Origin of the sequence: Nocardia miyunensis NBRC 108239, from assembly GCF_001613065.1 — a bacterium.
GTDB classification, from domain to species: domain Bacteria; phylum Actinomycetota; class Actinomycetes; order Mycobacteriales; family Mycobacteriaceae; genus Nocardia; species Nocardia miyunensis.
In genome coordinates, this window is sequence record NZ_BDBQ01000066.1 from 22,142 (window position 1) to 41,971 (window position 19,830).

At 65.9% G+C, this 19,830-nt stretch carries 22 protein-coding genes; 7 read left to right on the plus strand and 15 right to left on the minus strand.

Annotated features, from left to right (window positions below; translation table 11 throughout):
• Positions 1-6 precede the first annotated feature (6 nt).
• Positions 7-741, minus strand: coding sequence for an RNA-guided endonuclease InsQ/TnpB family protein (locus NM2_RS28135; RefSeq protein WP_067674650.1), 735 nt, complete (start codon positions 739-741; stop codon positions 7-9).
• 98 nt (positions 742-839) lie between these two features.
• Between NM2_RS28135 and NM2_RS28140 the strand changes: the two genes are divergently transcribed.
• Entirely contained in the window at positions 840-1,685 is an 846-nt protein-coding gene (locus NM2_RS28140) for an ABC transporter permease (protein ID WP_067674652.1), read from the plus strand.
• Between the two features lie 287 nt (positions 1,686-1,972).
• Here NM2_RS28140 and NM2_RS28145 read toward each other — a convergent pair whose 3' ends face one another.
• A complete protein-coding gene (locus NM2_RS28145) occupies positions 1,973-5,371 on the minus strand; it encodes an AfsR/SARP family transcriptional regulator (RefSeq protein WP_067674775.1) in 3,399 nt (1,132 codons plus the stop codon).
• A gap of 191 nt (positions 5,372-5,562) precedes the next feature.
• Between NM2_RS28145 and NM2_RS28150 the strand changes: the two genes are divergently transcribed.
• Positions 5,563-6,429: a 1,4-dihydroxy-2-naphthoate polyprenyltransferase gene (locus NM2_RS28150; protein ID WP_067674655.1), complete on the plus strand. Its 867-nt coding sequence runs from the start codon at positions 5,563-5,565 to the stop codon at positions 6,427-6,429.
• Positions 6,430-6,659: 230 nt separating this feature from the next.
• Here NM2_RS28150 and NM2_RS28155 read toward each other — a convergent pair whose 3' ends face one another.
• The 4 genes from NM2_RS28155 to NM2_RS28170 form a co-directional block, all read right to left on the minus strand.
• Positions 6,660-7,049, minus strand: coding sequence for a phage holin family protein (locus NM2_RS28155; protein WP_067674657.1), 390 nt, complete (start codon positions 7,047-7,049; stop codon positions 6,660-6,662).
• A 64-nt stretch (positions 7,050-7,113) separates the two neighbouring features.
• Positions 7,114-7,704: a Clp protease N-terminal domain-containing protein gene (locus NM2_RS28160; protein WP_067674659.1), complete on the minus strand. Its 591-nt coding sequence runs from the start codon at positions 7,702-7,704 to the stop codon at positions 7,114-7,116.
• Positions 7,704-7,925 (minus strand): hypothetical protein, encoded by a 222-nt coding sequence (locus NM2_RS28165; protein WP_040828154.1) that lies wholly within the window; start codon positions 7,923-7,925, stop codon positions 7,704-7,706. Before NM2_RS28165 ends, NM2_RS28160 begins: the two co-directional genes overlap by 1 nt.
• Before the next feature lie 121 nt (positions 7,926-8,046).
• Complete coding sequence (locus NM2_RS28170; protein WP_067674777.1) at positions 8,047-8,382, minus strand: DUF4229 domain-containing protein; 336 nt, start codon at positions 8,380-8,382, stop codon at positions 8,047-8,049.
• Between the two features lie 237 nt (positions 8,383-8,619).
• Here NM2_RS28170 and NM2_RS28175 point away from each other — a divergent pair, with 237 nt between their 5' ends.
• The gene (locus tag NM2_RS28175; RefSeq protein ID WP_040828156.1) at positions 8,620-8,853 is read left to right on the plus strand and encodes a BldC family transcriptional regulator; all 234 of its coding nucleotides are present in this window, start codon (positions 8,620-8,622) and stop codon (positions 8,851-8,853) included.
• A 318-nt stretch (positions 8,854-9,171) separates the two neighbouring features.
• Here NM2_RS28175 and dapA read toward each other — a convergent pair whose 3' ends face one another.
• Complete coding sequence (gene dapA / locus NM2_RS28185) at positions 9,172-10,059, minus strand: 4-hydroxy-tetrahydrodipicolinate synthase (RefSeq protein WP_067674660.1); 888 nt, start codon at positions 10,057-10,059, stop codon at positions 9,172-9,174.
• Positions 10,060-10,129: 70 nt separating this feature from the next.
• Here dapA and NM2_RS28190 point away from each other — a divergent pair, with 70 nt between their 5' ends.
• Entirely contained in the window at positions 10,130-11,026 is an 897-nt protein-coding gene (locus NM2_RS28190; protein ID WP_067674666.1) for a LysR family transcriptional regulator, read from the plus strand.
• 523 nt (positions 11,027-11,549) lie between these two features.
• Here the strand turns inward: NM2_RS28190 and NM2_RS51910 are convergent.
• On the minus strand, positions 11,550-11,960 hold the full coding sequence (locus NM2_RS51910) for a hypothetical protein (RefSeq protein WP_245718254.1): 411 nt from the start codon (positions 11,958-11,960) through the stop codon (positions 11,550-11,552).
• Between the two features lie 226 nt (positions 11,961-12,186).
• A complete protein-coding gene (locus NM2_RS28200) occupies positions 12,187-12,450 on the minus strand; it encodes a hypothetical protein (RefSeq protein WP_067674671.1) in 264 nt (87 codons plus the stop codon).
• 379 nt (positions 12,451-12,829) lie between these two features.
• On the opposite strand from NM2_RS28200, the gene NM2_RS28205 reads away from it, so the two are divergent.
• Positions 12,830-13,399: a PIN domain-containing protein gene (locus NM2_RS28205; protein ID WP_245718255.1), complete on the plus strand. Its 570-nt coding sequence runs from the start codon at positions 12,830-12,832 to the stop codon at positions 13,397-13,399.
• A 162-nt stretch (positions 13,400-13,561) separates the two neighbouring features.
• On the opposite strand, the gene NM2_RS28210 is transcribed toward NM2_RS28205, so the two are convergent.
• Both NM2_RS28210 and NM2_RS28215 read right to left on the minus strand, forming a co-directional pair.
• Positions 13,562-14,116, minus strand: a complete 555-nt coding sequence (locus tag NM2_RS28210) for a flavoprotein (protein ID WP_067674782.1) — start codon at positions 14,114-14,116, stop codon at positions 13,562-13,564.
• A 62-nt stretch (positions 14,117-14,178) separates the two neighbouring features.
• Positions 14,179-15,357 (minus strand): helix-turn-helix domain-containing protein, encoded by a 1,179-nt coding sequence (locus NM2_RS28215; RefSeq protein WP_067674674.1) that lies wholly within the window; start codon positions 15,355-15,357, stop codon positions 14,179-14,181.
• A gap of 177 nt (positions 15,358-15,534) precedes the next feature.
• Between NM2_RS28215 and NM2_RS28220 the strand changes: the two genes are divergently transcribed.
• Complete coding sequence (locus NM2_RS28220; RefSeq protein ID WP_067674678.1) at positions 15,535-15,843, plus strand: hypothetical protein; 309 nt, start codon at positions 15,535-15,537, stop codon at positions 15,841-15,843.
• Positions 15,844-16,278: 435 nt separating this feature from the next.
• On the opposite strand, the gene NM2_RS28225 is transcribed toward NM2_RS28220, so the two are convergent.
• Positions 16,279-16,578 (minus strand): type II toxin-antitoxin system PemK/MazF family toxin, encoded by a 300-nt coding sequence (locus NM2_RS28225; protein ID WP_067674682.1) that lies wholly within the window; start codon positions 16,576-16,578, stop codon positions 16,279-16,281.
• The gene (locus NM2_RS28230; protein WP_067674685.1) at positions 16,575-16,811 is read right to left on the minus strand and encodes a ribbon-helix-helix domain-containing protein; all 237 of its coding nucleotides are present in this window, start codon (positions 16,809-16,811) and stop codon (positions 16,575-16,577) included. The genes NM2_RS28225 and NM2_RS28230 overlap by 4 nt, the downstream gene beginning before the upstream one ends.
• Before the next feature lie 93 nt (positions 16,812-16,904).
• Here NM2_RS28230 and NM2_RS28235 point away from each other — a divergent pair, with 93 nt between their 5' ends.
• Entirely contained in the window at positions 16,905-17,066 is a 162-nt protein-coding gene (locus NM2_RS28235; RefSeq protein WP_157121352.1) for a hypothetical protein, read from the plus strand.
• 131 nt (positions 17,067-17,197) lie between these two features.
• Here the strand turns inward: NM2_RS28235 and ccsB are convergent, their stop codons facing one another.
• Both ccsB and NM2_RS28245 read right to left on the minus strand, forming a co-directional pair.
• Positions 17,198-18,169 carry a c-type cytochrome biogenesis protein CcsB gene (gene ccsB, locus NM2_RS28240; RefSeq protein WP_067674692.1) on the minus strand — a complete coding sequence of 324 codons (972 nt, stop codon included), beginning with the start codon at positions 18,167-18,169 and terminating at the stop codon, positions 17,198-17,200.
• 2 nt (positions 18,170-18,171) lie between these two features.
• Positions 18,172-19,824, minus strand: a complete 1,653-nt coding sequence (locus NM2_RS28245; RefSeq protein ID WP_067674785.1) for a cytochrome c biogenesis protein ResB — start codon at positions 19,822-19,824, stop codon at positions 18,172-18,174.
• Positions 19,825-19,830: the final 6 nt, after the last annotated feature.

Sequence of the window (19,830 nt, forward strand, 5' to 3'; positions counted from 1 at the left end):
TCCAGCTCAGACCGCAACCGAACCGCCCACCCGAAGGAGGTGATCCGATTGTCTGACATCCTCGACACCGACGTGGCCCCGTTCTGCCACGGCCAGAATCACTCTGGCAGCGTTCCGATCGCGAAACTCGGCGGCGCATCGCCTGCGATGGCCGAGATGAGGAAGGTCGAAGGCGGGATCGGTGGTGGTCGCAGTGGTGCTCACACCCCAATCGACCCCGATACCGCCCTGGCCGCGTGGATGGGCCGTGATCTCGCGGCGCACGACGAACGAGGCATACCAATGCCCCAGATTGTCCCGGCCGACGCGAACCGACGTCGGCTCGGACGGCAACTCCCGCGACCAGACAACCGGAACCGTGACGCCCTTGGGCAGTATCGAACGGCCCTCACGGAGCGAGAACCCTCGCCTCGTGTACTCCACCGACGGCAGGGAAGTCTTGCGGGACTTCGCCTTCGGGCGACCACGCCCCTTCACGATGAAGGACTGATCCAACACTCGCGCGTAATCACGCAACGTCTGCTGCTGGGCGACCTGGGAACCTTCACGCAGCCACGGCATCGTCGCGCGCGCTCGGGTCAGCAGCTTCCCGAGCCTCGCGAACGTCGGCTTCTGCCCGGATCTCTGCTGGTGGACTGCTTCGTTCCACAACCATCGACAGCGCCCCCACTCGGCCAGCAGCGCTTTCTCGGCAGTGCGTCCAGGCCGAAGCCGGTACGTGTACCGCACCACCTCACCCATTCGAACATACTATCGAAAGAGATTGCCATGCGATATAAAGGGCACTTTCGGCTTTTCCTCAATGCCGTAAACGGCGGAGTATCCGAGGGGGATGCCCGATGACCACCACTGTCACCATCCCCCCCGCGACCGGCGGCAAACACGCGGCCCGTGCCGAGATACCCCAGGTAAGCAATCACATCGGCCTGCGGCAGACCCTGGCGAATTCGTTCACCATGGCCTACCGCGGCCTGCTGAAGATCAAGCACAATCCCGAGCAGCTGTTCGACGTGACGATTCAGCCGGTGCTGTTCACCGCGCTGTTCGCCTACATCTTCGGCGGCGCGATCGGCGGCAGCGTGCAGGCCTATCTGCCCGTGCTGATTCCCGGAATCCTGGTGCAGACCGTGGTGCTGACCTCGGTCGTCACCGGCACGCAGCTGCGCGAGGATATGGACAAGGGCGTCTTCGACCGCTTCAAATCCCTTCCGATAGCGCGGGTTTCGGCGCTGGCGGGCGCACTGCTGGCCGATATGGTCCGCTACGGCATCGCGACCGTCCTGACCGTCGTGGTCGGCCTGATCCTGGGCTACCGTCCCGGCGGCGGTGTCGCCGGTGTCGTGGTCGCGGGCCTGATCGTGGTGTTCTGCTCGTTCGCGGTCAGCTGGATCTGGGCGCTGGTCGGCGTCACCGGTAAGAGCGCGGCCTCGGTGCAGGGCATCTCGATGATGATCATGTTCCCGCTGACGTTCATGTCCGGCGCCTTCGCCCTGGTCAAGACCATGCCGGGCTGGATGCAGGGCATCAACAAGGCCAATCCCGTGTACTACATGGTCAATTCGTGCCGCGACCTGATGAACGGCAACGTCTACTCCAGCAATATCCTCTGGTGCCTGGTCGGTTCGGTGATCGTCATCGCGATCTTCGCGCCGCTGGCCATCCGCGCCTACATGCGCAGAGCTTAATTGCCTCCGCTTCGCTCCGGCGGGTTTTCGGCGCTGTAAGGCTCGCCGCTCACCCCTCGAGACTCGGCCTTCGGCCATGCGCTTCGAGGGGTGAGCGGCGAGCCCGCGCCGAAAACCTTTGGGGTGTTCTTGCTGAGCCTTTCGCTTCGCGGGCGACTTTCAGAGGGACGGAGACGCTTCGCCGCTGGGCGCGTCGGGAGGTGGCCGGGTAGTGCGGGATGGCGGCGCTTCCCGGGTGGCACGACACTTCCCCGCCGGTCACGAAAGTGGCTGGCGGGTTTTGTGTTTCAGCCGACCTTTCCCGAAACCTCTTCCAGGAGAGCCATGATGCGCCCACCAGCCGGGCGGCGGCCCATGCGGGCGGCGCGGCGGTACGGCTCGGCCATCAGTTCCGGCGTGGTCGACGCGGCGTGGTGGGCGAGGTGGCGGTCGATGTGCATGGAGGGGGTGTCCTGGCGGGCCATCGCTTTGGGGGCGAGCGCGATCAGCTCCCGGGCGATGTCGGGAAAACGTTGTACAGCAAGTAGATACGACCCGATCGCCAACGCGACCGAACCGATCTGCGGGATATCGATGTAGTGGCCGAGATGTTCGCGGCCGTTGTCGATCAGTTCCTGCGGCAGGGTGGGCACCGCGTCCAGGGCGTCGTACAGCACGTGGGCGTCCAGGACTCCGGCAGCGACGGCGATCGCGCCGGGACCGCCCCGCATGGGCATGTCCGGCCATCCGTGCATCTCCAGCACGCTCCGCGAGCGCCGCAGCCCGGCTTCCCGATCATCCTGCGCCAGAGCGAGTTCGGCCCAGCCGACCTGCACGCTGGCCCGGCGATGATTGGGGCGCAGCACCGGATCGTCCGGTCCCGCGCCGCCCTCCACGAATCCGGCCGCCATCTCCAGCTCCCACTGGGCCTGTTCCAGATCGCCCGCGCCGACCAGTACGACGGCCAGATAACTGGCGATCTCGGCGACCTCGTCGAACGACCGCAACTGCCGCAGCGCATCGACCGAACGTCGATAGTTGACCGCCGCCTCGCGATAACGCGCGGTCTGCGACATCAGCTGGGCCAGATGCTGATACAACATCGCCGAGCCCCACACGTCACCGGGAGCCAGATCCCGCATCGCGCCCTGCGCATCGCGCATCGAGCCGTTCACATCACCGGCGTTCTCACGGATGTTGGCGCGCAAAAGCCTTGCGGCCCAACGGATGTTCCGATCCCCGGACCGAACGCCCGTACTGAGCCGGCGCGCCACGCGGATCGCCCTCGGACGTTCACAGGCCAACTCGGCGATGAAGCGCGCGCTCGGCGACAACACCGCCGTCGGAGACCGCAGCAAGTGCCGCAACCGGATTCGCAACCGCGCCGCATCGCGCAGCCGGGTCTCGCCGAACGCCAAGTGTATACCCGCAAGCCCGTGTGCGATCACCTGCAGGTCGTCGGTCGAGGTTCCGTTGGCAGGGGGCGGCGGGACGGCCAGCACCCGGTCCGACCAGTTCACGAATTCTCCGTGCGCACCGCGCATCACCCACAGCACGCCCGGCAGCGGGAACACCGCGTAGACGGTGTCGGCGTCGCCGATATCGCAGGCGTGCCGCAGCACCGCCAGCAGATTGTCGAGTTCGGCGCTCACCTGCCCGACCATCCGCACCTGCTGCTCCGCGGCGTAGTGAACCAGCACCTCGATCGCGAATTCCCTTGCCCACCCGGACATCCGGCTCATCACCAGATCCGCTTCGGCAGCGGCGCTCAGCTGCTCCTCACCGAATTCCCGGACAGTCTCCAGCATCCGATAGCGGATCCCGCCACCCTCGTCGTCCAGCACGGACAACAGCGACTGATTCACCAGACCGTCCACCGCGGCGGCGATATCGGCGATATCGGGCCCGTCGGCCACGATCTCGGCCGCGCCGAAGGTGAATCCGGCCGGGAACCGGCACAGTCGCCGCAGGGCGATGCGCTGCGGTTCGTCCAGCAGATTCCAGCTCCACTCGATCACCGCGTGCAGGGTTCGATGACGTTGCGGCGAGGTGCGATCTCCGCTGCGCAGCAGGGTGAATCGGTGTTCCAGGCGCGCATCGATCTCCTCGACACTCATGGTGCGCACCCGCGCGGCGGCCAGTTCGATCGCCAGCGGCAGCCCGTCGAGTGTGCGGCACAGCCGCGCGACCACCTCGGGATCCAGTCGCACCGACGGCCGCACCGCGCGGGCCCGGGCCTGGAACAGGTCGGTGGCCGGCGAGCCGTGCGCGTCGATTGCCAAGGGCGGCAACGGATACACCGTCTCGGCGGTGATCTCCAGCGGTGCGCGGCTGGTGGTGAGCACGGTGAGCTGATCGCACGCGCCGACCAGATCGGCAACCACCTCGGCGACGGCGTCGATGAGATGTTCGCAGTTGTCCAGGATCAGCAGCATCGGGCGGGCGGCAACGGCGTCCCGAAGACGTTGGCGCGCATCGATTTTGCGACCTGGTCGCAGGCCGGTGGTGTCGCGGGCCGCCTCGGCGACGCCGAGCGCGGCGCTGATGGCGGCCTCCACCTCGGCGCGGGCGTCCTCGGGCGCGGCGCGCACCGAGGCCAGCTCGATCAGCGCCACCGGCGCCGCCGCGGTCATCCGCAAGCCCAATTCGTTGGCCACCCTGGTCTTTCCGGTGCCGCCCGGGCCGAGCACGGTGGTCACCCTGGACGCGCCGAGCAGATCCTGCAGCGCACCCAGGTCGGCGGTGCGGCCGAGCAGCGGATTCGGCGCGGCACGCAGGCCGATCGCGGTGTCCGGCGGAACGGAATTCTCCTGTGCGGCATCGGGTTCGTCGTCATCCGGCGAGGCGTCCCGCCGCACCGGTGCGCGCTGCGCGCGGGACATCGGCTCACCGCGCAGGATCGCCGCGTTCAGCTCGACCAGCGCCGGTCCCGGATCCGCGCCGAGTTCGCTCACCAGGCCCGCTCGCAGCGTCACGAAGACCTCGAGCGCCTCGTTGGCACGTCCGGCCGCGGCGAGCAGACGCATCAGCGTGCCGTGTGCGGGCTCGTCCAGCGGCCGGGCAGCGGCGATCCGCTTCGCCACCCGCACCGCGCCGTCCAGATCACCGGACGCCTCGCGGGAGGCGAGTTCCAGTTCGTCCAGGGCGTGCCAGCGGGTCGCGGCCAATTCGGCGAGTTCGTCGGCGACCGATCCGGGCGGCAGATCCGCACCCGGTTCGCCGCGCCACAGCGCCCGCGCGCGGGCCACCAGGTCCAGGCAGTGGTCGTCGCGTCCGGCGGCGTGCATTTCGCGAGCCTGCCGTTCGAGCCGGCGGGCCAGGGTCAGATCGACCTGTTCCTCGCCGAGGGCGAGCCGGTAACCCGCCGGGCCGACCTCGAGCGCGCCGTCGGGCAGTGCCGAGCGCAGCCGGGAGACCTGGGTGTGCAGCGCGTTCATCGGGGCGCGCGGCGGCTGCGCACCCCAGATGTCCTCGATCAGCCCCGGTGCGCTGCGGCTGCGGCCCGGATGCAGTGCGAGGGCGGCCAGCAGCAGCCGGGCCCGCGCGCCCGGCACCGCGGCCAAACCGGAGTCGGCGCGGCACAGCGCGATCTCACCCAGGACCGACACTCGCACCGAGGCGTCCGCGGGCAGACCGCCGGATCGGTCCCGACCCGACCGGGTGTTCGTCGTCGCGGCGCCCGCGGAGCCGCTCTGATCAGGAATCATGCCGTTCACCATCGTATGTGAGCGGTCCACCGATTATTCGGCTCACAGCGCCGGGACCACCCCTCACCAGCATGCGCCATGAACCCCGACATCATACTCCGATATATCGAAATAAAGCTACCGATAGGGTCGCCGCGGTCATCCCACCCGCGGCACGTCACCGGGACCGCGATACGCATAGGCTTCGACCCATGGCTAGTGCAGCACAGTGGCTCGAAGGCGCGCGACCGCGGACTCTCCCCAACGCGATCGCGCCGATCCTGGTCGGCACGGGTGCGGCCGCATCCCTGGACGCCGCGGTCTGGTGGAAGGCCCTGCTGGCGCTGGTGGTCTCGCTGGCGCTGATCATCGGCGTGAACTACGCCAACGACTACTCCGACGGCATCCGCGGCACCGACGACGAGCGGGTCGGCCCCCTGCGCCTGGTCGGCTCGGGCGTGGCCTCGCCGGGTGCGGTGCGCAACGCGGCGATCGCGAGCCTGGGCGTCGGCGCGGTCGTCGGACTGGTGCTGGTGTTCACCACCGCGTGGTGGCTGCTGCTGATCGGCGCGGGCTGCCTGGCCGGGGCCTGGTTCTACACCGGCGGCCGGAAACCCTACGGCTACAGCGGCTTCGGCGAGATCGCGGTCTTCGTCTTCTTCGGCCTGGTCGCGGTGCTCGGCACCGAATTCGTGCAGGCACACCGGATCGACTGGGCCGGTGTGGTCGGCGCGGTGGCGGTCGGCGCGTTCTCCAGTGCGGTCCTGGTCACCAACAATCTGCGCGACATCCCCACCGATTCGGTGACCGGCAAGACGACCCTGGCCGTCCGTCTGGGCGACACCCGCACGCGCACACTGCATCTGGTGCTGATGGTGGTGCCGTTCATCGCCTCGCTGATCCTGGTCGTGCGCACCCCGTGGGCCCTGCTGAGCCTGCTGGCCATCCCGCTGGCGGTGCGCTCCAACAACCCGGTGCGCGGCGGCCAGCAAGGCCCCGGACTCATTCCGTCGCTGCGCGATACGGGCCTGGCGATGCTGCTGTGGTCGATCCTGTCGGGCATCGCACTCGGTATCTGACTGCCTCCGCTTCGCTCCGGCGAGGCCGCGGCCCCCAGGGGCCGCCGCCTTTGGAGTCGGCGTTGTCCGGGGCGGGCGGAACCAGGTACAGATGGTCTCGGCCTGCTTGCGCAGGGCACCGGCTGTCATCGGCAGACCGGCAACGGCCCCGAATCCGCCAGGCACAACGCCGAACTCGAGGGCGTGGCCGGCCGGGTGGAGCTGCTGACCGGGACCAAACCCTCGGGAAGCTAGTCCCGGCCGCCCTCGGGCACGAAGATGCCCAGCACCCAGTTCACCACCGTGATGATGATGGCCCCGAAGATCGCGGCGAAGACCCCGTGCACGCGCAGGCCGTATTCGGTGGTGGAGGTGATCGCGGCGGTCAGCCAGAGCATCAGGGCATTGATGATCAGCAGGAACAGGCCCAGGGTGACGATCACCAGCGGCAGGGACAGCAGTTTGACGATCGGCTTGACCAGCGCGTTCACCAATCCGAAGATGATCGCGACGATCAGCACCACGATCACTTTGCCGGTGGTGCCTTGGCTCGCGGGACTGATCAGCTCGATATTGCCGACCAGGACGGACGCGAGCCAGATCGCGACGGCATTGATGATCAGGCGTAGCAAGAGGGCCATGGCGCCATGCTAACCGGCATGACGCCCCGCCACCGGGTACGCGAATCAATCGGCCCCCAGCGCCTCAGGCCGCCCGGTCCAGCAGATCGTGCACCGCGCCGCGCAGCGCCTCGACCCCGTCGTCACCGCCGAGCAGTGCGACGGTCCGCGCGGTGGGCGCACGGAGTACACCGAGCAGAATGTGCGCGGCCTCGATCCGGTTGTCGCTGCGGGCAATTGCCTCCCGCAGGGACAATTCGAGCACCTTCTTCGCCTGTTTGGTGAACGGAATGTGTCCGAAATTCGTCCCGCCCGCGCCGCCGAAACCGAAACGCCCACGCGGCTTTTCCGGCGCGACCGCGCGATCGAGCGCATCAGCGCCGAAGGTGGCCTCCAGACTTTCGCGAACGGCGTCCAGATCTATGCCGATGGAACGCAGTGCGGCAGCGTCATCTTCGCCCAGCGGCTCGGTGGAACGCTTGCGCGACAGAGATTCCCGAATCGTCGCTGCGGTAATTCCGCCGCCCGCCAATACTTTCCGAATTCCTTCGTCGGGACCCGCCGCCAGTCCCAGCAGCAGATGTTCGACGTCGACGTTCGGCGCGCGCAGTATGCGCGCCTCCTCCTGCGCCAGTACGACCGCATATCGCGACGCCTTGGTGAACCTCTCGAACATCAGCCGATCCCGCCTCTCCGGTTGTACTTCTGATGGACCGCCTGCCGACTGACCTCGAGCGCCTCCGCGATCGCCTGCCAGGACCACCCCTGGGAGCGAGCATTGCCCACCTGGATCGCTTCGAGCCGCTCGAGCAACCGTCGCAGGGCCAACACCGCGCGCAGGCCGACCGTGGGGTCGGGGCTGCCGGCGGCGGCCGCCAGGGTTGTCGCTTCACTCATAAACGTCAATTTACGTTGACACGAGGGCCGTGTCAACGAAAATTGACATCACAAGAAAGCCGGTTCCCTCCGGCGAAATACGAAGAGTGCGCGACGCCGATGCGCCGTGTTCGGGAGGTGGCTACTCGTCGCCGCGCATGCGGGCGCGCAGCTGCGCCTTGTCGGTGCGACGCCGCTCGTCGACCGCGGCGATGTCCTGGTTCACCCGCGAGCGCAGCCGCTTGAACAGCAGCAGAGACAGCGGCATGGCGACGATCAACGCGAAAAGCAGCGCCACGATCACCGGAATGTCGACCTTCACCGCTTTCGCCACCAGCACGATGACGGCGGCGATGATCGCGACGAGCGCCAATCGGGCCACGGTGTACAGCGCCAGATTGCGCGCCAGCCGACGCCCCGGCGAGCCGGAGACTCCACCGGTCGGCGTGTCGTCCGGGCGGGATGCTGCGTCACTCACACCCATCAGCCTAGGCGACGCGCCCGAACGCCCACGATCGGCCACGGATCGGACCGGATCGAATCGCTGGGGATTCGCCAGAAGTGTGAAACGTTCCAAATCGCTAAAGCCGTACGCTTATCCGATTTGTCTATTACTTCCCCTTTACCAACGTTAGATCATTCGAGTACGTGGGGGGTCCGGTGCAACGATGTCGCTATCTGATGAGGGAACTGTCGATTACGGAAAGGTTTGCGAATGACTGCGATCACCGCGGCGAGCCGCACGTTTGGTTCCGTCAACGGCCAGGAGGCCCTCCTGACCCCAGGCCAAGTTGCGGCGTTGTTCCACGTCGATCCTAAGACGGTCACCCGCTGGGCACATGCCGGGCGACTGGGCTCGCTGCGCACGCCGGGTGGCCACCGGCGATTTCGTGAGACCGAGGTAATGCAGTTGCTGCGGTCGCTGACCACCGAGGCGACCCGGGTCTAACCTCTTTTCGATGTCTGCGGTGCCACAGGTACGTTCGCGGGATTACCCTTGATACAGGAGGTGAGCGACGTGACGTACCTGTTGGCACTCATCGCTGTGGCAGCCGTTGCGATGTTGTGCTGGAAGGCGTTCGGACCGCAGCGAGAGAACCGTATCGGTGCCGGCCGAACGGTTTCCCGACGTAACCGTGTCATCGGCCCCGATGACGATCCGGAATTCCTCTGGCACATCTCGCACCAGCGTCGCGACGACGACCCCGGTTCGGGCGAGTAGACCCTCGCCCGTCCCACTCATTCCGAGGCATCGCTTCCGGGATAGCTATCGATGCACCCCGAGCAGGTCACATGCCTCCAGAGCGGCATGCATCGCCGCATCACTCGCCGCGAGCAGCGGCAAACGCACAGCCGCACTCGGAATCCTGCCCTGCGCCGCCAGAACCGCTTTGAGCACAGCGGGATTCGGCTCGGCGAACAGCGCCGAGGCCAGGGGTGCGAGCCGATTTCCCAGATCGCGAGCGCGTTCGACGGAACCCGCGCGCCAGGACTCGATCAGGTCCGCATAGGCCGCCGGAGCCACATTTGCGCAGGCCAGAATGGCTCCCTGCGCGCCCAGCGCCAGTAGCGGCGCGGCGAACAGATCATCGCCCGAGAGCACCGAGACCTCCCCGCGCACACGGCTCAGGAATCCGATCGTAGCCTCGTCGATGCCGCCGACCGCCTGCTTGAATCCCACGACGTTCGGCAGTTCCGCGAGCCTGCACAGCGTCCGGGCACCGAGCGGGCGGCCGGTGCGCTGCGGCACGTTGTAGACCAGTACGGGAACCGGTGCGGCCGCGGCGATCCGGCGGAAATGCTCCACCACGCCGTCCTCGGAGGGACGGGTGTAGTACGGGACCACGACCAGCGCGGCCGCGACCTCGGGAGGAAGTGCGGCCAGAGCGTTCGCCGAATCCTCGGTCGAATTCGACCCCGCACCGGCGATCAGCGGGACGCCGCGGGTCCGGCAAACCTTCGCACAGATCTCGAGAACCCTGTGACGTTCGGCACTCGTGAGCGTCGCGGGCTCGCCGGTCGTACCGAGGGCGACGATTCCGGCCGCGCCCTCGTCGAGGACGTGCTGGGCCAGGCCCTCGAGCGCGTCGTCGGCGAGTTCGCCCGCGGCGGTGAAGGGGGTGATCAGCGGAACGAACAGGCCGGTGAGTCGCATGCGCCCAGCCTGACGCAATCAATACATTACGTCTATTACGCATTTCTTCCGGCAAACGTAAGCTGAACTAATGCTCGATGTGCGAAGACTGCGGTTACTGCGCGAGTTGGCCCGGCGCGGCACCATCGCCGGGGTGGCCGAGGCGCTGTCCTACACCCCGTCGGCGGTCTCCCAGCAGCTGTCCGCGCTCGAACGTCAGGCCGGGGTGCCGCTGCTCGAACGCACCGGCCGCAGCGTCAGCCTGACTCCCGCCGCGCTGCGTCTGGTGGAACACGCCGACACCGTATTGGCGGTCCTGGAACAGGCCGCCGCCGAACTCGCCACGGCTCGAACCGAACTGACCGGCACACTCCGCATCGGCGCGTTCCCGAGCGCCGTGCACGCGATCCTGTCCCCCGCCCTGGTCACCCTCAGCCGCGAACATCCCGGCCTGGAACTTTCCGTCACCGAATTGGATCCGGCCGGAGCCCCCTCGGCCCTGCACGCACAGAGCCTGGACATCGCCCTGGTCCAGGAATACGACTACGTCCCGCGCGAGCCCGAAACCGGTTTGGACACCGAGGAATTCCTCACCGAAACCGTCTACCTCGCTGCCCCCGACACCAATTCCCTGGCCGCACATCGTAATTCGACCTGGATCGCCGGAACACCCGGCACTCTCTGCCACACCATGACCCAACGAGCCTGCCAAGCAACAGGTTTCACTCCCCACATCCGCCACCATGCCGATGATTTCGGCACCGTTCTGGCCCTGGTAGCCGCAGGTCAAGGCGTTGCCTTCGTCCCCGAGCTGGGCCTGTCAGCAGTCCCGCCCACCGTCCACCTCACCCCTCTGCACACCCGCCGCCGAACCCACCTGGCCTACCGCCGAGGCCATGGCGCCCATCCCATCATCGCCGCCGCCCGCGCCGCCCTGCACGCCGCCGCCAGGAATCTCCCCCCTGTCGCAGCGATCCCACCGCGCTGAATCACCGCCCGGCCGACACCGCCACTGCCCGCACCGCCGATGTCCCGTTGTTCACATCGGATTCTAAGCGAAATACATTGTACTGATGAACTTTTCATGCTGCCGGTGGGCAATCCCAGGGAATTCCCACACACCCCGAAATGACTCCTGCGACAGAGAGATACAACAGATGCCCGCCCCGACGACAGGGGCAGGCATCTACTGTTGCTCGCTACAGCGACTCGAGAATAAACGACGTTCATCACGTCAGTAAGCCCGATATGCAATGATCGCAATCGATTTCGGCCCGGCCCCCAGAAATTCGTCCACCGTCGACCGGTACGCAATTCAGCCACGCACCGCATGTCGAGCGATACGGCCGGAGAAAGTGAAACTCTTTTCTTCCACACATTCCCTCGACCAACACGCCGCCGAGCACGCACAGTCGACGCACATTGCGATCAGCCCGCTGACCGGACAATCCAGCGAGCGCAGGAAGAGTAACTTTCCGTGCGTCCATCTCCCACCGCCCGCACACCGCCGGTCACTCACCGTGTATCAACGCACGCAATTCGGCGACATCCCAGAGACCTCGCACGCCCGGCAGCCCGGCGAGGTAAGCATGTACGCGCTCGGTCGTCCACCCGTGCGACTCTCGCAGCCCCTCGGCCAGTATCTTCAGGTAACGCGGTGCAGGACAACGTAATTCGACACTCTCCGGATCCCAGGACGCGGTACAGGTCACCACCGGAATCCCCGCACGATCCCCCAGGTACAACACGGTCTCGTAGCGCCCCTCCCCCAACCGAACCATCCCATCCCGCACCACGGCATCCAGGTCCACCCGCGGCCCCTCCCCAGGCTTCCGATACATCTCCTGCGCGACGAGATCCTCGAACTGCTCCAGCCCGAACAGATACCCCCGAGCCGCGACCTCCCGAGGCCAATCCCCCACTCCCCGAGCCGAATAGAACGCGATCCCACCCGTCCACACCGGACTCTCCCACGCGAAATACACACTCCCCGGCAACATCAACCCCCGCATCTCCCGAGGCGGCGTCGGATCCCGAAACCCCGGATAAGTCCGCGCACCCCCGGGCGGCCGCCCACCCTCCCGGTAATACCTCAACCGACCCGCAGACAGATTCGACCCGTACGCCGCATACCAAACGGACCTCATCTCACCCCCACAGCCGCAACCCACTCACCCACGGCCCCGGCACCGCTTCACCGTGAACCTCCAGGTCTTCCACCGCGAACTCGACCAGATCGGCGATCCCCCGCAGGGCCTCGCCGGGGCTCGGGTCCAGGTGCGACAGCGAAGGGAATTCCAGGCAGGTGTCGACCCACTCGCCATCTTCCGATGACCGGACAACCCGATATGCGTAGTGGTTCGCCGGACCACGAACGCGGTCCCGCGACTCCGGCAAATATCCCTCACGCATCGTTCACCCGCCTTTCTACCGCGCTTCCCTTCCGGCCGCCTTCATCAATGTGACTCGACCGCGTATACAGTCCCGTGCCACTTCCCCCTCGTCAGATCCTATCGGCACGAACCCCTATTTCCCATGCGCAGACCAGTTGCACCAATCGCTCATCGGACCCATATCAGAGTCGTAAAAGGCTGTCGCACAGTGATATTCGAGTACTAATGTCGACATCATGCGGGTGGGTGTCTACATCGACGGATTCAATCTGTACTACGGCGCACGTGGCCTGTGCGGCCGAGGCACACCCGGGTGGTGTTGGCTTGATCTCCGCACACTGGCCACGACTGCGGTACAGCGACATTCAGGATGGTCCGGGCCATCGATAGTCCGTCTGGTGTACTGCACCGCACGAATCAGCGGTCGGGACAACCCGATCGGAGCCAAGGAGCAGGACGTATACCTTCGTGCGCTGAAGCACGCGAAGGTGTATGACGAGTTGGCCATGGGCAACTACGTCCACCGCACAACCACCGCTCCGCTGGCTACGCCCGGCAAGGGCGGCAGACCCGAACTGACCCATCCGGGTTGGCCGGTCATGGTCCAGAGTGCCGCGGGATCAGACAAGCCCGACGCGGTGTTCATGGTGTCGGTTGCGCGACGTGAGGAGAAGGGGTCGGACGTGAACCTCGCCTCGCACCTGCTGATCGATGTTCTCAGCCGGACAGTTGAAGCGGCCGTCGTCATCAGCAATGACAGTGACCTCTGCTTCCCGATCAAACAGGCTCGTGAACGAGTACCCACAGGAATCATCAACCCGAGCAAGAACTACCTGGCCGGCAAACTTGCCGGTAAGCCCACCGATGGCGTCGGACAACACTGGTGGTACCAGTTCAGCGATGCCGACTATCGCGCTGCACAGCTTCCCACGCATATTGGGCATCTGACCAAACCTCCTGCGTGGTGATCCGCCTTTCAACATCCACGGCCCCACAGGTACGGCACGTACACAACTTGACAGCGCCATCAAAGGTCGGACATTATCGAACGCATAGCACCCATCCCCTCAGGGGATGGGTTTCTTTCTTTCCCGTTTCCGGCCGGCCAGTAAGACGACAATCGGTTGAGCTTACTTCCGCAGGTTGAGGTGGGGGTGGTCGAGGAGCGCACGCCATGCGCCTTCCCATGGAAACTGTTCGCGCGCTGTGCCTCCCGTCCTCGGTTCGTGTGGCGGGTCCTCGGACAGCACCGTCACACCCCACTGCGAGAGCTTGTGGACCGCTTCGCCGATGGGCGGGAAACTCAGCAGCGCCCGGTTGGCGAACGGCACGGCGACGACCGGGAGCCCCAAGCCGAGACCTTCGACCAGAAGTCCGAGCGGCAGGGTGTCGGAAATTCCGGCGGCCCATTTCGCCAGGGAGTTCGAGGTGATCGGCGCGACGATGATGCCGTCGGCTCGCGGTAGCGCGTCCGGCGCGTCGGGATCCTTGTACTCACTGCGCACCGGATGCCCGGTCTTGGCCGCCAAGGCGTCGGCGTCGATGAACCGGCGACCGGCCGGAGAGCTGATCACACACACTTCCCAACCATCGGCATGTGCCAAATCGACCAGCGCGCCGACATCGCGAGACACGGTCGTACCGGTGACGAGTGCATACAGGACAGGACTGCCGTTGTCGTTCACCGGTACATCGTCCCAGCCGGAGCACACTCGAGCGTGACACCGCCCCAGCACAATTCATTCGGCTACAGCGATGCCCCCAACCAGGAGGCGAACCCGAGCAAGCTGTCTGACTGACGGCGCTGTGCTGCCGCTATTCCGTACACGGTCTCCCGGACGGACGGATGCAGACGCGTCTGCTGAGGTGCGACCAATCGAGCCTTGTTCAGCGCGACCAGTGCCTTGTCCGGCTTCCCGATCATCAGCCACGCGCGGGCGTTGTCCTGCCAGTGATGCCCTGCCCGTGGAGCAGCCACGTCCGTGGGCAGTCGCAGCGCAGCGCCTTCCCGCGCTGCCGTCCCGGGGTCGCCTGCCTCCAACTCAATTGCGCACGAATGTATTTCAACATTGCCCGGACCGAAATCCGTTGTGTACGCGTCGCTCTCGTGCTGCATCGGGCGAGCGATCACGCGAGCCTGCTCGATGTGATCTCGGGCGAGTTCGAGTTGGAGACCCCGCGCCGCGACGATCGCTGCGCGGAGGTGGCCGTACCCACGGAGCATCCGCTCGCCCTCGCTGTCGCCCGGCACCAACGCCAATCCGCGATCTACCAGTGACATCGCGACATCGGTCGAACCGTACGACATCAGCAGCCGCGACCGCTTCATCAGACCTCGAACCGCGTAGCCGGGATCTTCGACCTGCCCGGCGGCCCAGTCCAGCCGATCGAGCACCAACGTCGTGAGGGCCGAATAGCCGAGTCGGCAGCACGCGCCTTCGGCGGCGATGTATGCCGCACAGAGCATCTCGTACGCACGGGTTCGCTCCCGACCGTTCTGCGCAGTCTGGACCGCACCGTGAAGTTGCCGAATCAGATTGGGTAACAACGCCAAGCCACGCCGCGTCTTGTCGTCGCGCAACGCCTTCTCGACCGTGGACAACTCAGCGGCCAATTCCATTGGCGCAGATGGTTCTACCGCCAGCACGTATGCGCCCTCAGCGAGGACCGCACGCAACTCGGCGAGTCCTTCGAGGGGACCGTCCTCGTCCAACGTGTCGACGAACGGCGTTCCCTGCAATCGGTCCGGATCGACTCCGATGGCCTTCGCCGTCGCGGCGATGAATCCAGGCGACGCGACTTCCCGCCCCTGCTCCACAGCCTTGACCATCGACAGCGAGTAGTTCGTACGCGTCGCCAGCGCGAGCTGCGTCAAACCGGCAATCTTGCGCTCGTTCGCAATGCGTTCACCGAGGTGCTGCCCCATGACGCCATGGTAGTTCGATCACGGCCCACCACGCCCCTGATCGAGCAGCACTGTCCCTCGGCTGGCCCCTCGGCATCTTGCCGACAACGAACGTAAGTGCAGGGCCCACTCCGCGTCGATCCCGTACCCGGATCCGCGGCGACGAGGGCCGTCCAACCGCAAAGGGGAGGCGCGACAATGAGATTCGAACCAACGGCATTCGCATGGATCAACCCGGAAACGAGCCTCGCTCCGGAATGGGACCGCGCCCAGATCCAGCGCCTGGCCAGACACCTGGGATACCAACTGATCTGGCCACGCGTCGAATCCGTCGTCCCGCTGGTCGACCAGATCCGCACGGCCGAAGTCGATATCGTGATAACCCCCGCCCCGAATCACCTGACCGCAATCACCCTCAACGCGATCATGTCCGTCGTCAACGTCGAAACCGTCTGCCCCCGACTGACTTTCGCCCGCTGGCCCCTCCCGTCGGGACATATCGGATGACGCCGAATCACGTGGATCTCATATCAACCCGATTCATGACAGTTCCGCAAGCCCTCGGCCTGCTGCTGGCGATCGCTCTGCCACTGGCGGTATTCCTGGCCGCAGCGTTCTGGCCCGAACCTGAGCGCCCACCACGCAACGGCGAAGGCAGAAGTGAGAACGGACGGTCCGTCGAACGTCTGAGCAACGACGAATGTACTGCGGGCTCGGCAGGCCCCTGGATGAACTCGAACGCGGATCGAATTGTGTCCGTCAGAGCAGCACACGGCCCCTGCTGGAGCTGTGCGCATCGCGCTGGTCACGGCACCTTCAACGATGCGGTGCCCGAACCACACACACGGATTCGATCGCCTGTCCGCAGCATGTGGTCGCACTTGTTGCGCATCGTTCACCTGCCTTTCTGCAGGGTTTGCCATTGGACTCGGGAGTGCCCTGCTAGATGAGCTCGAACGCGGATCGAATTGCGGCGGTCAGAGCGGGCTCGGCATCTGCGTGGAGGTAGCCGATCAGGCGGCCGAGCGCGTCGGCCGGAACGGTCACGATGTTGTCGCAGGAGACCACACCGTCGTGTTCGAGGCCGTTTCGGGGGCCTACGGGTAGTTCGGTGGACAAGCCGCGGATCGTGCTCGTGATCGGCGCGACGGTAACTCGCGTCAGGTACGGCCGGACCGCTTCTCGGGTGAGCACCAGCACAGGGCGCGTCTTGTCCAGACGCGCAACATGAATCGGCCTCACTCGAGATCGTCCAGCGGAGTATCGGCGGCAAACCGAGCGAGCCCATCCATATCCGGGTCGCCCCCGGCACGGGCGAGAATCTCCGCGTCACGCTCGGCGGCTCGGCGGAGGCGGTCCCGCTCGAGCGCTTGCGCAACGATGGCCGCGCGACTCGAAGCCTGGCCGCTGGCAACTGTGCGGTCCAGGTACGTCACCATCTCATCGGAGAGTCTGACCGTAATCTGAGTACTCATCCCATAATGGTATCCATTTCGGGATTCACCTTCCAGAGATTCTCGCCTGCGTATCCGCGCAGGTTGACCGAAGGGGTCGCGATCGGAGCGGCCGTGACCCGCGTCAGATACAGCCGAACCGCTACTCGGGTACCAGCCACACTCGGCGTCGCCGAGAAACTGATGCGGCTGGTGAACCTCACGCCAGAAGAGATCGAGAACATGACCGAAGCTCAGGCCGTGGACCGGCTCAACCAGTTCTGCACCGAGCAGTGAAACTTGGAGGCCTGCCGCGCCGAGGCGAATTCCAATGCCACCACGGCGCTACGGTCTCTCGCGCCTAGAAGGCCGCTATCCGAAGCGCCTACGCGAAGCCGAGAGAATGCTCCACGGGCGGGTGTCCTAGCTCAGTTCAGCCCCGCGTACGAGTGCAGCCCGCTCACCACGATGTTGATGATGAAAAGGTTGAACAACATTGCGACGAACCCCGCGATGTTGATCCAGGCGGCTTTGGTTTCTCGCCAACCCGAGGTGGCTCGGGCGTGGAGGTAAGCGGCGTAGATGACCCAGGCAATGAAGGAGACGGTTTCCTTGGGGTCCCAGCCCCAGAAGCGGCCCCAGGCGGATTCGGCCCAGATGGCGCCGAGGATGATGCCGGTGCCGAAGATCGGGAAGCCGATGATGGTGGTTCGGTAGGCGAGGCGGTCGAGGGCGCGGGCGTCGGGGAGACGGCGAGCGATCGCGCCGAGGATGTTGTCGGACTCCTCACCCGCGGGCTGGACCAGGCGCAGCAGGAACAGCAGGCTGGATACGCCCGCGACCAGGAAGACGCCGCTGCCGATGCTGACGACCGTCACGTGAATGGGCAGCCAGTAGGACTTGAGCGCCGGAACCACCGGGGCCGCATCCGCATACAGCACGGTCCCGGCCAGGAACATCAGGATCAGCACCGGAACCAGCAGGAACGCCCACATCCCGCGATACCGTTCGTGCCGCAGCAGCACCACGCCCAACGTGACGGCCGCACCGGTCGCCATCGTCACGAACTCGTACATGTTGCCGAGCGGGAAACGATGAGTTGCGAAGCCGCGCAACACGATCGAGATGATGTGCAAGCCGAGCGCGACGTACAGCACGGCGAAGGCCATATTGCCGATCCGCTCGGATGCCGGTTTGCCGGCGGGTTCGGTGATCCGGCCCGGCCCCTGCGGCGACCCGGTCGAATTCGCGCCCACCGCGACAAGTTCGCGCTGCTCGGCCTTGCGGGTGTAGGCCATCGCGTACTGCACCAGCAGCATCACGAAGACCAGGACGTACACCACGATCGCCGACTTGAACGCGAGATCGCTGTAGGAGGCGATGTTCTCGTCGATCGGCATTGCTACTCTCCCGTACTCTCGGTCGGCGACCCGCCCAGCAGACGGACGCGCAGGCGGTCGAACTCACCACCCCATCCGGCCTGGTCGGTACGGGCCAGACCGCCCATTTCTACTACGGTACGTCGTTTGTCCGTCGTGGTCTCCTCCGGGTCCCGCTCGTCGGGCAGATCCTCCGGATACGCGCGCAACCAGATGCGGCGGCGTTTGACCAACAGCGACACCAACAGCCCGGCCATCATCGTGACCGCGCACACCAGCACCCACTGCTGCGCGGGATCGTGCGAGACCTGCAGATTCGCCCACTGTTTCGCCCCGTCGAAGGTCACCTTCGTCCCGTCGGACAGCGTCGCGGATTCACCGGGCTTCAGATTCACCCGATTCTGCTTGACCAGGCGGCCCTGTTTGATCATCTCCGGATCCAGCGAGAACACCGACTGACTGCGACCGGTGTCCAGGCCCGTCTCGCCGCGATAGATATCGATGGCCACCGCGGGATCGGTCAGCGCCGGATACGACGAGCTCAGCAGGGTTCCGTGCATGAACGCGGTCGGCGCGAACAGACCCTCGATGGCGATCTGATTCTTTCGGTTGTCCGCCTCGGACGGATACATCCCGCCGGGCGGATCGAACCGCATCACACCGCTGGACAGGAACGTCGCGTCGCCCGTGGGCTCCCACTGCACCGACTGGGTGCGGGTCTGCCCGTTGGGATAGGTGACGGTGAACGTCGGCGCGTAACCGTGGCCCTGCACATACACCCGGTCGCCCTCGACGCGCAGCGGATGGTTCACCTGCACGGTCGTGTCCCGCCAGCGGTTGTCCGCGAAGTCCCGCGCGGTCTGATACGAGATGTCCGCGGTGAACATCTGTGCCTCGCCGTTGGGCAGATAGTCGGCCCGGAAATCCTTGACGCGCACGCACAGTGGAGTCAGCCCGGTGCCATCGATGAGATTGCCCGCGCGGAACGAATCGAAGGCCGAGATCGAACTCGTGCAGAATCCGGGACCGCCGTCGGCGATGACGATGACGTTGCCCTCGTAGCCGAACATCTTGCCGACCGCGATCGCCACCAGCAGACCGACCAGCGCCAGATGGAAGACCAGATTGCCGAATTCGCGGAAATAGCCCTTCTCCGCCGACAACGTCACCTCTGTGCCGTCATCGGAGGAACGCTCGATCACTCGCCAGCCGCGCAACTGCTTACGCGCCTGGGCGACAACCTCTTCCGGATTCTGCTCGACGTTCGCCGAATAGTGGTGCGGCAACCGGGACAGCCGACGCGGCGCGGGGACCGGCGGCGTGCGCAACGCCTTGTAGTGGTCGAACACCCGCGGCACGATGCAGCCGATCAACGAGATGAACAGCAGCGCGTAGATCGCCGTGAACCAGAAGCTGGAGAACACGTCGAACAGCTGCACCCGGTCCATCAGATGTCCGAGGGTGGGCCGGTCGGCGATGTATTTGTCAACCTTCTGCGCGTTCAGGCTGCGCTGCGGCAGCAGGGCGCCGGGAATCGCCGCGAGCGCCAGCAGGAACAGCAGCATCAGCGCGGTGCGCATACTGGTCAGCCCGCGCCAGGTGTTGCGGATGATCGCGAGAACCCTGCGCAGCGGGGACTGGCGCGGGGGGCGGGCGGGGGCCTCGGGGGCCGTCATGGTTGC

Bases quoted from the DNA above. Each gene is read 5' to 3' on its own strand.
- NM2_RS28200 (WP_067674671.1), bottom strand. From the start codon at position 12,450: ATGCGTGAGGGATATTTGCCGGAGTCGCGGGACCGCGTTCGTGGTCCG.
- NM2_RS28165 (WP_040828154.1), bottom strand. From the start codon at position 7,925: ATGAGTGAAGCGACAACCCTGGCGGCCGCCGCCGGCAGCCCCGACCCC.
- NM2_RS28160 (WP_067674659.1), bottom strand. From the start codon at position 7,704: ATGTTCGAGAGGTTCACCAAGGCGTCGCGATATGCGGTCGTACTGGCG.
- dapA (WP_067674660.1), bottom strand. From the start codon at position 10,059: ATGCGACTCACCGGCCTGTTCGTTCCGCTGATCACCCCCTTCACCGCC.
- NM2_RS28150 (WP_067674655.1), top strand. From the start codon at position 5,563: ATGGCTAGTGCAGCACAGTGGCTCGAAGGCGCGCGACCGCGGACTCTC.
- NM2_RS28155 (WP_067674657.1), bottom strand. From the start codon at position 7,049: ATGGCCCTCTTGCTACGCCTGATCATCAATGCCGTCGCGATCTGGCTC.
- NM2_RS28175 (WP_040828156.1), top strand. From the start codon at position 8,620: ATGACTGCGATCACCGCGGCGAGCCGCACGTTTGGTTCCGTCAACGGC.
- NM2_RS28220 (WP_067674678.1), top strand. From the start codon at position 15,535: ATGAGATTCGAACCAACGGCATTCGCATGGATCAACCCGGAAACGAGC.
- NM2_RS28190 (WP_067674666.1), top strand. From the start codon at position 10,130: ATGCTCGATGTGCGAAGACTGCGGTTACTGCGCGAGTTGGCCCGGCGC.
- NM2_RS28245 (WP_067674785.1), bottom strand. From the start codon at position 19,824: ATGACGGCCCCCGAGGCCCCCGCCCGCCCCCCGCGCCAGTCCCCGCTG.
- NM2_RS28145 (WP_067674775.1), bottom strand. From the start codon at position 5,371: ATGATTCCTGATCAGAGCGGCTCCGCGGGCGCCGCGACGACGAACACC.
- NM2_RS28135 (WP_067674650.1), bottom strand. From the start codon at position 741: ATGGGTGAGGTGGTGCGGTACACGTACCGGCTTCGGCCTGGACGCACT.
- NM2_RS28140 (WP_067674652.1), top strand. From the start codon at position 840: ATGACCACCACTGTCACCATCCCCCCCGCGACCGGCGGCAAACACGCG.
- NM2_RS28215 (WP_067674674.1), bottom strand. From the start codon at position 15,357: ATGGGGCAGCACCTCGGTGAACGCATTGCGAACGAGCGCAAGATTGCC.
- NM2_RS28230 (WP_067674685.1), bottom strand. From the start codon at position 16,811: ATGAGTACTCAGATTACGGTCAGACTCTCCGATGAGATGGTGACGTAC.
- ccsB (WP_067674692.1), bottom strand. From the start codon at position 18,169: ATGCCGATCGACGAGAACATCGCCTCCTACAGCGATCTCGCGTTCAAG.